At 58.7% G+C, this 13,283-nt stretch carries 18 protein-coding genes, 1 tRNA gene and 2 pseudogenes; 6 read left to right on the forward strand and 15 right to left on the reverse strand.

What is annotated here, in order from left to right:
• The 7 genes and pseudogenes from ACUVTA_RS05535 to ACUVTA_RS05565 form a co-directional block, all read right to left on the reverse strand.
• On the reverse strand, positions 1-193 hold a 193-nt coding region (locus ACUVTA_RS05535), incomplete at its 3' end, for a hypothetical protein (protein ID WP_445951976.1).
• Between the two features lie 12 nt (positions 194-205).
• On the reverse strand, positions 206-1,519 hold the full coding sequence (locus tag ACUVTA_RS05540; protein ID WP_445951977.1) for a thymidine phosphorylase: 1,314 nt from the start codon (positions 1,517-1,519) through the stop codon (positions 206-208).
• A gap of 186 nt (positions 1,520-1,705) precedes the next feature.
• Positions 1,706-1,858, reverse strand: coding sequence for an S-layer homology domain-containing protein (locus ACUVTA_RS05545; RefSeq protein WP_445951991.1), 153 nt, complete (start codon positions 1,856-1,858; stop codon positions 1,706-1,708).
• A gap of 6 nt (positions 1,859-1,864) precedes the next feature.
• Positions 1,865-2,299, reverse strand: coding sequence for a hypothetical protein (locus tag ACUVTA_RS05550; protein ID WP_445951978.1), 435 nt, complete (start codon positions 2,297-2,299; stop codon positions 1,865-1,867).
• Entirely contained in the window at positions 2,300-2,713 is a 414-nt protein-coding gene (locus tag ACUVTA_RS05555; protein WP_445951979.1) for a phosphodiester glycosidase family protein, read from the reverse strand.
• Positions 2,714-2,742: 29 nt separating this feature from the next.
• A pseudogene (locus ACUVTA_RS05560) lies at positions 2,743-2,892 on the reverse strand (ketopantoate reductase family protein); the annotation flags it as partial.
• Positions 2,893-2,964: 72 nt separating this feature from the next.
• Positions 2,965-3,654 (reverse strand): lytic transglycosylase domain-containing protein, encoded by a 690-nt coding sequence (locus ACUVTA_RS05565; RefSeq protein ID WP_445951980.1) that lies wholly within the window; start codon positions 3,652-3,654, stop codon positions 2,965-2,967.
• A 164-nt stretch (positions 3,655-3,818) separates the two neighbouring features.
• Between ACUVTA_RS05565 and ACUVTA_RS05570 the strand changes: the two genes are divergently transcribed.
• Complete coding sequence (locus ACUVTA_RS05570) at positions 3,819-4,082, forward strand: hypothetical protein (RefSeq protein WP_445951981.1); 264 nt, start codon at positions 3,819-3,821, stop codon at positions 4,080-4,082.
• 98 nt (positions 4,083-4,180) lie between these two features.
• Positions 4,181-4,621, forward strand: a complete 441-nt coding sequence (locus ACUVTA_RS05575) for an Hsp20 family protein (RefSeq protein WP_445951982.1) — start codon at positions 4,181-4,183, stop codon at positions 4,619-4,621.
• A gap of 122 nt (positions 4,622-4,743) precedes the next feature.
• Here the strand turns inward: ACUVTA_RS05575 and ACUVTA_RS05580 are convergent, their stop codons facing one another.
• From ACUVTA_RS05580 to ACUVTA_RS05600, 5 genes are read right to left on the reverse strand one after another with little or no spacing between them, the layout of a single operon-like run.
• Positions 4,744-4,923, reverse strand: a complete 180-nt coding sequence (locus ACUVTA_RS05580; protein ID WP_445951983.1) for a hypothetical protein — start codon at positions 4,921-4,923, stop codon at positions 4,744-4,746.
• A 4-nt stretch (positions 4,924-4,927) separates the two neighbouring features.
• Positions 4,928-6,589 (reverse strand): ribonuclease J, encoded by a 1,662-nt coding sequence (locus ACUVTA_RS05585; RefSeq protein ID WP_445951984.1) that lies wholly within the window; start codon positions 6,587-6,589, stop codon positions 4,928-4,930.
• A gap of 30 nt (positions 6,590-6,619) precedes the next feature.
• Positions 6,620-7,480: an agmatinase gene (speB, locus tag ACUVTA_RS05590; RefSeq protein ID WP_445951985.1), complete on the reverse strand. Its 861-nt coding sequence runs from the start codon at positions 7,478-7,480 to the stop codon at positions 6,620-6,622.
• Between the two features lie 2 nt (positions 7,481-7,482).
• Positions 7,483-8,316: a polyamine aminopropyltransferase gene (gene speE, locus ACUVTA_RS05595; RefSeq protein ID WP_445951986.1), complete on the reverse strand. Its 834-nt coding sequence runs from the start codon at positions 8,314-8,316 to the stop codon at positions 7,483-7,485.
• Positions 8,317-8,338: 22 nt separating this feature from the next.
• Positions 8,339-8,797 carry a pyruvoyl-dependent arginine decarboxylase gene (locus tag ACUVTA_RS05600; RefSeq protein WP_445951987.1) on the reverse strand — a complete coding sequence of 153 codons (459 nt, stop codon included), beginning with the start codon at positions 8,795-8,797 and terminating at the stop codon, positions 8,339-8,341.
• 559 nt (positions 8,798-9,356) lie between these two features.
• Between ACUVTA_RS05600 and ACUVTA_RS05605 the strand changes: the two are divergent.
• The 4 genes and pseudogenes from ACUVTA_RS05605 to ACUVTA_RS05620 all read left to right on the forward strand — a co-directional run.
• Positions 9,357-10,526, forward strand: a pseudogene (locus tag ACUVTA_RS05605) (ABC transporter substrate-binding protein); the annotation flags it as partial.
• 107 nt (positions 10,527-10,633) lie between these two features.
• Entirely contained in the window at positions 10,634-11,374 is a 741-nt protein-coding gene (locus ACUVTA_RS05610) for a hypothetical protein (protein ID WP_445951988.1), read from the forward strand.
• 39 nt (positions 11,375-11,413) lie between these two features.
• On the forward strand, positions 11,414-11,656 hold the full coding sequence (locus tag ACUVTA_RS05615) for a hypothetical protein (RefSeq protein ID WP_445951989.1): 243 nt from the start codon (positions 11,414-11,416) through the stop codon (positions 11,654-11,656).
• A gap of 100 nt (positions 11,657-11,756) precedes the next feature.
• A tRNA-Ala gene (locus tag ACUVTA_RS05620) sits at positions 11,757-11,831 on the forward strand.
• Between the two features lie 174 nt (positions 11,832-12,005).
• Here the strand turns inward: ACUVTA_RS05620 and ACUVTA_RS05625 are convergent.
• From ACUVTA_RS05625 to ACUVTA_RS05635, 3 genes are read right to left on the reverse strand one after another with little or no spacing between them, the layout of a single operon-like run.
• Complete coding sequence (locus tag ACUVTA_RS05625) at positions 12,006-12,173, reverse strand: hypothetical protein (RefSeq protein ID WP_445951990.1); 168 nt, start codon at positions 12,171-12,173, stop codon at positions 12,006-12,008.
• A 35-nt stretch (positions 12,174-12,208) separates the two neighbouring features.
• Entirely contained in the window at positions 12,209-12,787 is a 579-nt protein-coding gene (locus tag ACUVTA_RS05630) for a YjbE family putative metal transport protein (RefSeq protein WP_445951992.1), read from the reverse strand.
• Positions 12,705-12,926, reverse strand: coding sequence for a hypothetical protein (locus ACUVTA_RS05635; RefSeq protein ID WP_445951993.1), 222 nt, complete (start codon positions 12,924-12,926; stop codon positions 12,705-12,707). Before ACUVTA_RS05635 ends, ACUVTA_RS05630 begins: the two co-directional genes overlap by 83 nt.
• Positions 12,927-13,283: the final 357 nt, after the last annotated feature.

A 13,283-nucleotide genomic window follows, 5' to 3' on the forward strand; every position in this document is an offset into this window, starting at 1 on the left:
GAAAATCATCAATATTCTTCAACAGCCAACGGAAGAACAGGGCCGAAAGAGGGTAGTAAAGTCCAAGGAAGGCGAATAAAAAGACTAAAACAAGTATTTTCGGCGTTCTAGGAAATGAAAAATATAGCAGAGCCGCCGCTCCCCAAAAGAGCAGTCCGGCAATCACTTTAGGCCACTGCCAGCGCTCCTCCATTTTAGTCCAACCTCACTTTTCCACCACCGCACACACCAGCGGGCGGGCCTTAGGATGGTTGACAGCGACGGTGAAAGCGCCAGTCAGCAGTTCCTGCGCCGCCGTCAACCCCTTCTCTCGGGCGAGGATGTACGCTAACGGCTCACCCGCTTCGACTCGGCTGCCGACTTTTGTTGCCAGAAGCACCCCGACCGCCGGATCGACGCTCTCCTCTTTGCGGCGCCGGCCCGCGCCGAGAACCCTAGCGGCTTCGCCTACCGCCAGCGTGTTAATCTGGACAACGTAGCCGGCCCGCGGACTTAAAACGGGTATCTTTTGCGGCGCCTGCGGCAGCAACTCTGGTTCGTCTACCACCCGCGGGTCGCCACCCTGCGCGGCCACCCATTCCCGAAACTTCCCGAGCGCCTGGCCGCCAAGCAGTAGTTCTTCCAATCTGGCCCGCGCTATCTTAAGGTTCAGCGCAAGACCGCCGAGGCAAAGGGCCCGGCTGCCAAGCTCGAGGCAGAGCTCCGTCAAGTCGAGCGGCCCCCGCCCTTTCAAGGTAGCGATTGCCTCGGCGACTTCTATGGCGTTCCCCACGGCATAACCGAGCGGCTGGTCCATGTCGGTGACCAACGCCACTACCCGCCGGCCAGCTCGCTTCCCGATCGCCACCATCAGCCGCGCCAGCTCCTGAGCCGCCGCTGTATCCTGCATGAAGGCACCGCTACCCGTCTTGACATCGAGTACAATCACGTCGGCACCACAGGCGAGTTTTTTCGCCATCACACTGGCAGCAATGAGGGGAATGCTATCAACCGTAGCGGTCACGTCGCGGAGAGCGTAAAGTTTCCGGTCGGCGGGAACAATCTTCTCCGTCTGGGCGGCTACCGCCACGCCGGTGCGGTTTACCTGCGCTACAAACTCCTCTCGCTCCAGCGCGGTTTGAAAGCCCGGGATGGCCTCTAATTTATCGATAGTGCCGCCCGTATGACCGAGGCCCCGTCCCGACATTTTAGCCACCTTGGCCTCGGCCGCCGCCAAAAGCGGCGCCAAAACGAGGGTGGTCTTATCACCGACGCCCCCGGTAGAATGTTTATCAACTTTAACGCCCCTGATTCCCGAAAGATCTACCTGTTCCCCGGAACGGACCAACGCTTCGGTCAGCGCCAAGGTTTCCCCGGCGTCGAGGCCACGCAGGTAAGCAGCCATAAGCCAGGCCGCCGCCTGGTAGTCAGCCACTTCTCCCGCCACGTACCGGTCAATGAACCATGAAATCTCCTCCGGTGACAGACGTTCCCCATCACGCTTTTTTCTGATAATGGCGTAGGCATCCAAAAAAATCACTCCACTTCGTAAAATTATCCGCCTTTAAGCAGCCGGGAACTTTTGGGTTAGGGTTCGCCAGGCAGGATCCAAATTCCTGCTCCGGAGCTGCGCCGCTCCCCCGCCGCACTTTCTAAGCAGGGATTCTGGGGCTACGCCAGGTGCTCCAGGTGGTATTGCAGCGCGCGCACTACCAGGGCCGCTGCTTCAGCCCGTGTTGCCGTGGCGAGCGGCCCAAAAAAACCCGCCCGACCCACCGACAAGCCCGGCAGCCGCCGCGCGCCCAACTGCGGGAAGCGCCCAGCGCGGAATCTGTGCCGCGTCGCGGAAGGACTGCGCCGTGCCTTCTGGACTTCCTATGCCGTCCTACGCTGTCCACTGCACGCAGCCTGCCGGCAACGTCCTCGTGCGGCCATCCTTCCCGTAAAGCCGGACGCTCAGCCGCATCTGTTGTCCAGGAGCCAGCCGGATGCGGGCCGGCGTAACCTCGAGACGGGCCATATCCTCGCTACCGAGCACCTTGACCCGGAGCGTTCCGGTTACGTTACCCGCCCTGGCACTGATAACGAGAAGGCCTCCTGCCTGCGCCGTTAACTCGCCACCGTCAAAGCTGCCCGCGCCTTCCGCGACCGTCCAGGTGACGGCCTGGGGATCGACCGGGTAAGGGTTGAAATAAGCGTCGTAACCGGCAGCCCGGTAACGATAGGGTAAACCGGCGATGATTTCCTGCGGCCCCCGGACCACCAGGCCCGCAAGCTCTCCCTGGGGCGCAGTGCTGAAAACGCCGATGGCATCGGGCACCTATCTTTCCGCTCCCCTTGCGGGCTTATTCACCAGCACGGGCTTGAACTCACCCAGCGACCGAACGGCCAGGCTGGTTGAACCGCCGCCGTCGAGATTAAGGGCGCGCCAGGCGCCCAGGCGTTCCGCGAGGAACGCGGCAAACTCTTTCAGGGTCAGGCTGGTACTACCTACGCTTTGCTCTACTGCCACAACTAAAAGTGCATAGCCGCCCGCCGCCAACTGCATCTCCGCATAGGGAGAATCCACGCAGTAATAGACCGCCACCGGGTCCCCAACCTGGAAATTGTCGAGCAGAAAGGCGGCCGCCGCCCCCTGCCCGCGCAGGACGTAGCCGTTGGGAGGGATCGGCGTTCCGGGTTTATCCCAGCGAATTTCCTGCACCTTGCCCTCCGCAACGACCAACTCTGCCACGCAAGCGCTGCTCTCGCTACCGCGGGAACCCCCCAAATACCCTCGATAAAAAGACCCTGCTGCGCCACGGCCTCCAGATGCCAAGGGCGGCCGAGTAGCGTCACTTCTCCTCCCGCCAGGGCCAGAAAACCTCCGAAAACCGAGCCTAGCGCCCCGGCACCAATGACCAGTATACGCAAGCCTATTCCTCCCGTGTCAGTCCAGCACTATTTTAAGCGCCCCGCCACCGCTACGGCGAGGCAGGGTCGTCTTTATGCCGGCTTTTCTTCCTCCCCGGCGGCGTGGAGCAGGTATTCCGCTAACGCGTACCGCCACACAAGCGCCAGGGCGGCGAGTTTTTCCATCTCGACGGCCGGCGTTTCTGCATCTTCTACCGGGTCGCCGGGCACCAGCCCTTCCGCTTTTACCGCTGCTATTTCCAAGCGCCCGCCAGCCTCCGAAGGAAGTGCCGCCTCAACCGCGCACCCGCTTAGTTGCAGGACCTTAGCAACGTAAGCTTTGGTTTCCGCATAGGGTGGAATGCCCCCATAACGCGCTACCGCGCCCGGACCGGCGTTATAAGCGGCCAGCGCCAAGGCCTCATTTCCCCCGAAACGGTCGAGCAGCGACCGCAAGTAGGCCGCGCCGGCAAAGATGTTTTCTGCAGGGTCGAAGGGGTCCCGCACCCCGAGCGCCCGGGCGGTATCCGGCATCAACTGCATGATACCCTGCGCCCCGGCCCGGGAAACCGCCCGCGGGTTAAACCCTGACTCGACCCGGGCCACCGCCTGCAAGAGTTCCGCGCGCACGCCAAACCGGGCCGCGGCGGCGGCAAAGAGCTCCTCCAGCCCGCCACCCTGCCGCGTAACGGCTTCCAAGGTGGCGGTAAAGCCCGCCGGACCCGCATTACCCACGTTCTTTACACCTGTGCTGTTAACCTTGGCTCCCCATTGCACTTTCACCGGCATCGCCCCCTTTTTGTAATTTTCGGCGCCGCTTTCTTTTTCCCTCGTAAGAGGAAGAAGACTTGTGCTAAAATTTGTACCGGGTTTCTGCTCCCGGACCGGAGCGCCGTGACAGATGCGCCACCCACCGGCCATTACTCCATTGAAGGAGGAATCTTGCAGTGAAGTTGAACATTAAAGAGGCGGTAGCGCATTTCATAGCGAATCAGGAAACGATCCCGGTAGCGGCTATCCGCAAAGGAGACTATGCCTTCGCCATTATCCCTGAGGATCACCTCTACCTCGTTGTGGAAAAGGGCGGCACAGGCATCTTTCTCGCCCGCCTGGGACCGGACCTGCTACGTCTCAAACCCCTCACGCCGGAGGAGGAAAAAGAAGCGCGTGCCTACGCTAACCGGCGTCTTGCAGAAGCAGGGCTCTTATAAGGAAGGATGGAAAACTTGCCTCTTCCCTTTTTTTGGCCGCTCAGGTATAATTACCTCTGTAAGGCCTCTAAAATCTTAAGACCGGGGGGTGTTTTTTGATGCCGTACCTCTTACCATGGGACCCATGGCGGGAACTGCGCGAAATGCGGGAGGCAATGGAGAAGGTCTTCGGCAGATTTCCGCGGCTCTTCCGAGAAGAACAGTTAGGGGCGTGGCTGCCGGCGGTTGACGTTTTCGAGCGCGACGACAACGTTATCGTAAAGGTCGACCTGCCGGGCGTGGACAAGAAGAACGTCAGGATCTTCGTTACGGATGAAGAGATCACCATTCAGGGCGAGATGAAGCGGGAGGAAGAAGTAAAAGAGAAAAACTATTACCGGAGCGAGCGGGCTTACGGGAAGTTTTCGCGGACCATCCCGCTGCCGGTAGCGGTGGACCGCGACAAAGCCAAGGCGAGCTTTAAGGATGGCGTGCTGGAAGTCGTGGTCCCGAAGGCAAAAGGAGCGCAAGATAGACAGGTTGAGATCACGCCGGAATAACGGAAAGGCTTCGGCCGCTGCGCTCTACGAGCATGAAAGTGAGACCCCGGACGATTATCCGGGGTCTATTTTTAGGGTGAATGTTTATCTTTGCCACTCTCTCGCGCAAAATAAACTCGCTGCTACTCCCGCACCCGGAACACCAGCCGGCCCGCCGGCCGCCGCCGGCGCCGCAGAGGGATCACGCGGGGCAACCACCAGTAGAGGAAATCGATAAAGGTCAAAAAAACCGTGGCGAGGACAAAACCTCCCTTAATCTTAAAGCGCGTCTTAAAATCGAGCCGCTGAGTCTTAACCCGCATCGCCTCAAACCTCCATGATGATCGGCAGGATCATTGGCCGGCGCCGGGTGCGCTCGTAAAGGAACCGGCCCAGGATGTCGCGCACCTGCGCCTTAATACTCGCCCACTCGTTAAGCCCTTTTTCCTGGCACTTCTCCAGCGCCGCGCGCACCTGCGCCTTAGCCTCCTGGAGCAACTCCTCCGCCTCCCGCACATAGACGAACCCGCGGGAAACAATATCTGGTCCCGCGACTACCTGTCCCGATTCCTGACTTATCGCCAGCACCACAATGAGGATGCCGTCTTTGGCCAGCTGTTTACGGTCCCGCAGCACAATATTGCCGACGTCACCTACTCCCAGACCGTCGACCAGCACCCGTCCCGCGGTTACCCGTCCGGCGAAACGGCCGCCCCTGCGGCTGAACTCGACGACCTGTCCGTTCTCCACCACAAAGATGTTTTCCGGTTTCACGCCCATTTCCCGCGCCAGTTCCGCGTGGCGCATCAGCATCCGGTACTCCCCGTGGATGGGGATGAAAAACTTCGGCCGCGTGAGGCTAATCATCAGCTTCAGCTCTTCCTGGCTCGGGTGCCCCGAGACGTGGAGCCCCGAGACGGTTTCGTAGAGCACCTCCGCGCCGCGCTTGAAAAGCTGGTCGATCACCCGCGCCACCAATTTTTCGTTGCCCGGAATCGGCACCGCCGAAATGATGATGGTATCGCCCGGGTAAATCTCGACGAGTTTACGGTCGGCCATCGCCATCCGGGTCAGTGCGGACATTGGTTCGCCCTGGCTTCCGGTGGTGAGAATCACCACCTCGTGGCGCGGCAGCCGGTTTGCTTCTTCTAATTCTACCATCGTTCCCGGCGGTATCTGCAAGTAGCCGAGCCGGTGGGCTACCGTCACCACGTTGACCATACTCCGGCCGGCAATCGTTACCTTACGGCCGAACCGGTGGGCGACAATTATCGCTTGTTGAATCCGGTGGATGTTCGACGCGAAGGTGGCGATCAGGATGCGGCTGCGGGAACGCCGGAAGGTCTCCTCAAAGGTTTCGCCGACCACCCTTTCCGACATCGTATAACCGGGGCGCTCCGCGTTGGTACTGTCCGAAAGCAGTACTAGCACCCCTTCTTCACCTAATTTAGCCAGCCGGTGAAAATCGATCCGCTCCCCATCGACCGGCGTGTAGTCAATTTTAAAGTCACCCGAATGGAGAATCACGCCCAGCGGCGTATGCACCGCCACCGCAACCGCGTCGGGGATGCTGTGGGAGACCCGGATGAATTCCACTTTAAAGTTGCCAATCGTCAGAAGATCGCGCGGCCGAACCTCCCGGAGGTCGGCCTTGAAACCCGGAAGGTGCTCCTCGAGCTTCCCTTCGAGCAGGCCAAGGGTCAGGCGGGTGCCGTAAATCGGCACGTCGAAGTGAGGCAGAACGTACGGAATCGCCCCGATGTGGTCCTCGTGACCATGGGTCAGAATAATCGCCCGGAGGCATTCTTTATTTTCTAAGAGGTAGGTTATGTCAGGGATGACAACGTCAATCCCCAGCAGCTCATCCTCCGGGAACATCAGCCCGCAGTCGATAACCAGAATATCGTCACCGTACCGGATCGCGAGCGAGTTTTTACCCATTTCGCCGAGGCCGCCCAGTGGTATTATCTGTACCTTTCCTTCGCGCACGGGCTCACCTCCCTTCTGTTGCTTTGTCTCTTATCCGGTCAGGATCATTACCAACTCCCTTATCACTTTAGCCGCCAAAAGCGGCGCCAGTCCGGCCGGGTCGTACGCTGGATTAACCTCAACGAGGTCAAAACCGACCACGTTGAGCCCTTCAAAGCGGCAAACCGTCTCTAACAACTCGGCAACGTCGATCCCGCCCGGCTCCGGCGTTCCCACGCCAGGAGCGTAAGCGGGATCGACAACATCGATATCGAGCGTTACGTAAACGGGCCGTGCCCCTATTTTTTCCTTGACTCCGGTGAAAGGCTCGGCCACCCTGAAGGGGTGGAATCTGGTCATTTCGCGGGCGTACAAAACCTCTTCCCCATCGGCGGAGCGAATGCCGAACTGGTAAACCCGTCCCGGCCCGAGAAGCTCCACCACCCGCCGCATTACCGTAGCGTGGGAGAGCTTGACACCGAGATACTCGTCACGCAGGTCGGCATGGGCGTCGAAGTGAAGCACCACCAGCTCCGGGTAAAAGTGGCGCGCGGCCCTTACCACCGGAAGGGTGATCAGGTGCTCACCACCGATCACCCCCGGTATCTTGCCGGCCGCGAAGAGTCGTGCCGCTACGTCTTCGATGAGGTCCAGCGCCCCCGCCACGTGGCCGTGGGGCAGCGCGATATCGCCGAGGTCGCAAAACGGCAGGGCGCGGAGGTCCCGCCCTAGCTGGAGGCTGTACTCCTCAAGACACTGGGAAAAATAGCGGACGGCCCGCGGCCCATCCCGCGTCCCGGGCCGGAAAGAAACTGTGCTGTCGAGCCCGGCGCCCACGAGAACCACTTTCGCGCGTGCCCAATCGTCACTCGCAGCAAGGAAAAGGCCGTCGCGAACGATCCCGGTGAACATCCTTAACCCTGACCCAGAGCTTCTTTCAAAAACTGCGGCAGAGCAAAAGCCGCGCGGTGAACCTGCAGGTTATAGTACCGGTAGCCGAGTGCCGGGATGATTTCGGGCTTAACCTCAAGGGGGTCGTACTTTTTCGAACCCAGCGTGAAGCTCCAGAGCCCGCCCGGATAGGAAGGTACGCAGGCCAAATAGGTGCGGACAACCGGGAAGATCGCCCCGATATCCTTGTAGATTCGCGCCAGTACGTCGGTGTTAAAAAAGGGCGATTCGGTCTGGGCAACAAAAAGGCCGTCTTCCTTGAGCGCCTGGCAAACCTGGCTGTAAAACTCCCGGCTGAAAAGGCCGACCGCCGGCCCTACCGGATCCGTCGAGTCGATGATAACCACGTCGTACTCGTTCCGGCTTGCGGCAACGTGCTTGATGCCGTCGGTAAAACGGAGGTCGAGCTTTGGGTTGTCGAGTTCCACGCTCAGCTCCGGCAGATACTGGCGCGCCGCGGCGACAACACGCTCGTCGATTTCGACCATTACGGCCTGTTCTACGCGGGGATGGCGCACCACTTCGCGGGCCGTACCCCCATCACCACCCCCGATAATCAGCACTTTTTTGGGGTTCGGGTGCGTGTTAAGCGGCACATGGGCAATCATCTCGTGGTAGATAAACTCATCCCATACCGTCGTCTGCACAATCCCATCGAGGACCAGCACCCGCCCGAAACCAACGGTATCAAGCACCGCCAGGTGCTGAAAGGGCGTTTTTTCGACGTGCAGCGACTGGTTAACCCGGTAGCTGAAGCGCAGGATGTTGTTTTGGTCCTCGGTGTACCAGAGTTCCATCGTTTTTACCTCCTCCAAAAAACTAGTACCAGAGCGGCACGGCCGCCAGGGCGCAACCGATGTGCACAACCCGGTGTTCCACCGCCGCAATTTTCATCTCGATTACTTCCATCTGCCGCCGGTCGAAGGCCTCCCGGATCATCCCTTCGATTTTTACCCGCGCTTCCGCCTCCGTGCACTTCCCCGAAAATTCCATAATCACGCCGAAGCTCTCGCGCGAAACGCCCACCCCTACGGCGGCCGCGATGAGTTCCCCGGGAACGTCGCTGATGATATAACCGTAGGCTGTTGGGACAAATGAACCGGGCGGGAAGACCAGGTTAGACTCATACTCCGTTCCAGGCGGCAGGATGCTCGAAACGCGAATTAGGTTGATGTTGCCAATGCGCGCCGCAAGAAGCGCATTGTCGAAAGCGTTGAGTTTCGTAGTGCCCTCGGCGGCAGCTGCAGTTACGAAGTATTTTTTCGGCGTCGGCAGCACTGTCTCCCCTCATTCCTGATAAATTTACAACCCTGATAAATTTACAACGGTGATAATTATACCGGATACGCCACCAGAAATAAACACCTTTTGGAGAATGACGTACGCCTCAAATTTACCCGGGAATCCACAAGGAAAACGCTGTTACTACCAGAATATGTAACCTAGAATCTCCCGCCCGGTGAAAGAGATGCGGCAGCTCTTTGTGATCCACATCGCGAAAAAAATTTTTTCCTCTTTATGGCTACCACCTGTATTATTCTAACCGTACTTTACGTCGTGGCCCTTGAAAACAGACACCGCCGCAACGCAGAAACCGAAATGATTCTAATTGCTACCCCGGTACTCCCTGGTAATATTATACCGGAAAATCTCCCCGATAACGAAGCCGGCACTTTCCTACCCAATATCTTCGAGGGTCTTGTGCGCTTCAAGCCGGGTAGCTGCGCCGTCGAGCCCTGCTTGGCAACAAGTTGGCGGGTGTCTCACCCGACGGACGCACCTGGAGCTTTACGCTCCGTCCGGGCGTCTGCTTCCATAACGGCCGCCCCTCACTGCCCCTGTCGTAGCCGCCGCCTTTGCGCGCAAGCTATCGGCCGCTGCTGGTTCACCTTACCTCCGCCTCCTCTTCGGGATGGTCGCGAGCGTGGCCGCGCCCGACTCGCAGCACGTCACCTTTCGCCTGAAGTACCCCTATACACCCTTCCTGCGAAACCTGGCGCTACCTCAGGCTGCAATATACCTGCCTGGCGCTCCTCCGGCCGGCACCGGCCCTTATAAAATAGAGGCGTTACGAGAAGAGGAGGTAGCCTTACGGGCTTACCAAGGCTACTGGGGTAAGATACCCACCGTCACCCGCGTTCTGCTCCGAAAAATACCGGCCCCCGTACAGCGTCTCCGGCTTTTGCAGCAAGGGAAAGGCGTCATCGCACTCGACGTCCCTCTCGCCGCCGTCAGTAAACTCTCTTCCGCGACTCTGGTTCAAACCACCGGCGCCGCCGTCAGTTATCTCGGCCTTTACACCGATAAAGAGCCGTTCGCCGATCCTGCGGCCCGCCGCGCGCTGGCGTCGCTGATCGACCAGGCAGCGCTCTGCCGCAATCTTTACGGCCGGCTATTGCCACCAGCCACCGCGCTCCTACCGCCGCCTGTCGCCGGAACCATACCGCTGCAGGCCCCAGCCAACTCCCACCAGATACCTACCAAGGCCCCTCCCATTCTGAAAAAGCGCCCGCTTACCCTGCTCACTTATAACGAAGCCCGGCCGTACAATCCGGGAGGGGGTGTCCGGTTGGCGGCAGAGATAAAGCGACAGCTCGCGGTTGCTGGAATCGAGGTCGTGATCCGCGCCTACCCCTGGGAGAAACTTAAGGCGGCGATCAAGCGCCAGGAAGGGGACTTCTTTCTCTACGGGTGGACAAGCGAGAACGGCGACCCGGACAACTTTCTTTGCTGTCTCCTCGCCTCATTTCAAATACCCCGGGGGCTAAACGCCACCCGCTACCACAACCCCATTCTCGACCTGCTGCTGGCCCGGGGCCAGCAAATTCCCGATTCGCCCGTGCGGGCGCAAATCTATGCCCGGGCGCTCGCCACCGTTGCCGCCGATTCTCCCTTAATTCCGCTTACCTACAGCGTTCGTCTCGCTGCCTGCACACCGGAGCTTCACGGTTTCCGCCTGCACCCTCTTGCTACCTGCGATTTACAGCACCTTAAAATTGGCCGGTGAGCGGCCGGCAGCAGCCCACAGGTGCCCTGCTTACGGTCCAGGCGTTTTTTCCACTAATGAAGAACGGTTGACCTGCTAATAATACCAAAAAAAGCAGGAGGGGGAAAATGCATCGCCTTCAAGAACTCCAAAACCATTTGAGTTGCCTGCGGCAGGACCTCAACAACATCAGTCAGGTTACCATGCAGCTGCAGCAGGCCGAACAGCAGGCGCAGTCACAACTTGCCTGGCTCAGCCAGCAGGAGAGTTTTAATAGCCAGCAACTGCAGCGCATCCAGCAGCTCTGCTTAAGCCTGCAGAACGAACTCAACACCATCTCTTCGGTCGCCCAGCAGTTGGGCACGACCCTCACCGCCGGCCAGTGGGGTGCGGCGACGCAGTGGACCACACCCCAGTACACTGGAGGTCACTATGCAGGTGCCGGCCAGTACGCCGGTGCACCGCAATATACCGGCGGTGCACCCTATACCGGTGCCTACGGCGCGCCCTATACCGGCACTTACGCGGCGCCCGCCGCGGGAGCGCAAACGGCTGGCTACACCGGTTACACCGGAGCAGCCTTCGCTTCCCCCGGCGGATACGGCGTCAGCGGACAGCAGGCCTTCGCCGCCAGCCCAGCCTACGCGAGCGGTACAGCGGGGGTTCTACGGCGGGGCACACGCGCACCGGCCCTGGCCGGACAACACGTAAGGCGCCAAGCATTCCTGCGCGCGCGTCCTGCTGCGACCGGCGAACCAGTATTCGCGAAAAGGGGCTGTCCCAAAAGTCAATCGGGACAGCCCCTTTTTACCTGGGCACATCGCGCTCGTAGCGACAGCGATTCGACAAATTTATATCATTGCCAATAAACTCTTTATATGGTAATATTTGGCTAAGGAGGTGAGGCAATGTTTAAAGTGTTACGTGAGGGATCAACCTATAGCCAGCGGGACATGCTCGAGGCCCTGGCGGAATTCTCGTCCTTCAAGGACCGCGTGGGCAAGAAATTCCGCGAGCTGGCCAAGGAACTCGAAGGTAAGCCGAACGAGCACGAGCTCTGGGTAAACCTTTACCTGATCGCCGCCGACTATGCGGAAGAAGTGATGATTAAGCGCCAGCGGCAGGAGGTTTCTCTGCAGAAGATATCCTGATTCCTAAACCATCTCGAAACCGGAACACATCCCATATTTGATAAATCAGTTCTCCCCCTTGCGTTTGGCGCTGCCCCGTGCTACAATATTTCTCGTTAGTGGGCCTGTAGCTCAGGGGGAGAGCGCTTGACTCGCATTCAAGAGGCCGGGGGTTCGAATCCCCCCAGGTCCACCAGGCTAAAAAGCCCGCCAGGACTGGATTTCCGGCGGGTTTACTTTTTGTCACTGCCTTGTTTTACCGCCAAAATATGACCTAAGTATGACCATTCTTAAAGGTTGCCCTCAAAGCCCTTTTAAAAAATAAGGCCGGGATTCTTCCCGGCAGATCATCGCCAACCGTCTTTTCCTCCTACCTGAACAGCTTCCCCAGCAGCCGCCCGGTTGCCTTGCCTGCCGCCCTCCGCAGCAGCCAGCGGCCTGCGGTCCCTTTCTTCACCGCCGAAACGTCTCCTAAGAGCCGCGCCAACCCGTAAAGGGCACTCCTGGCCCGGCTCAAACCGTCCCTTTTCCGCGCCACCGCAAACACCTCCTCTAGAATTGCCAGCAAGGGCCCTAGCAGCCGGGAATACTTCTAACCAGGGTTTTTCCTTTTTTCATTTCTCTTTTGTACAAAACCCACCCGGCAATTAAGACCAAAACCGTAACCGTTGCTGGAATAAGGATTTTTACCGGCAGAAAAGCCGCCTGGCAATTAGCCACTAGTTGGTGAATAAGTCTATCCTCTACCAACATCTTACCGGCTGTCCAAGCAAGCACCGCCGCCCCGGCAAAAAGGAGAAGGGGGTACTTTTCCACAAGCAGGGAAACCAGCTGGCTCCTATTAATGAGAATAGGGATACTCAGGAGAAGGCCAAAGATAACCAGCAAAATGTTCCCGTGAGCCGCCCCGGCCACCGCCAGCACGTTATCCAGACTCATCACCACATCGGCAACAATAATCGTCTTTATGGCCTCAAAGAGACTTTTAGAGGCGTTCATTTGGGTTACTCGCTTTTCCGGCCCCACCAGTTTCAAAGCTACCCAAATCAGCAACAGCCCTCCAGCAGCGCTAAGAAAAGGAACAAGCAAAAGTAAAGTGGCTATGGATTTTAGAACGATACGTAAGAAAATCGCGCTTGCCGTACCCCAAATTAGCGCTTTCTTTTTTTTGTGCCGGTGGCAGCCCACGACAGGCCATGCCAATCACCAGGGCGTTGTCACCGGCAAGCAGAAGGTCGGCTAAAATAATGGTAAACACGCCAAACAGAGTTGCCGCACTAAGGAAGTCCATTTTAAACTTCGACCTCCTCTAACCTTAAAAAATTAAAAAGACCTCCACCCGCCAACACAAGCCGGGCGAAGGTCTCGCAAACGGCTACCAGCCGCCCTGGCAGCGGGCATCACGCCGTACTGACGCCGCCAGGCACGTTGCTACTCCCCTCCCTGGATATTCTATCTATCAACTACGACGCCTGTCAAGTTTGATATATTGTAACGGCTTATTCCGATGCCTTTTTAAGTTCGCGTTCTGCTACCCTCTTCCGGGCGCCTTCGATAGCACCTGGCCCCAGACCTTTCGCGGCTGCCTCCTTGACTATCCGGATTGCAGGTGGGCGAAAGAGATAAGCCCACAGAACAGGGTGGAGTT

The sequence above is a fragment of the Thermodesulfitimonas sp. genome (genome assembly GCF_052743955.1).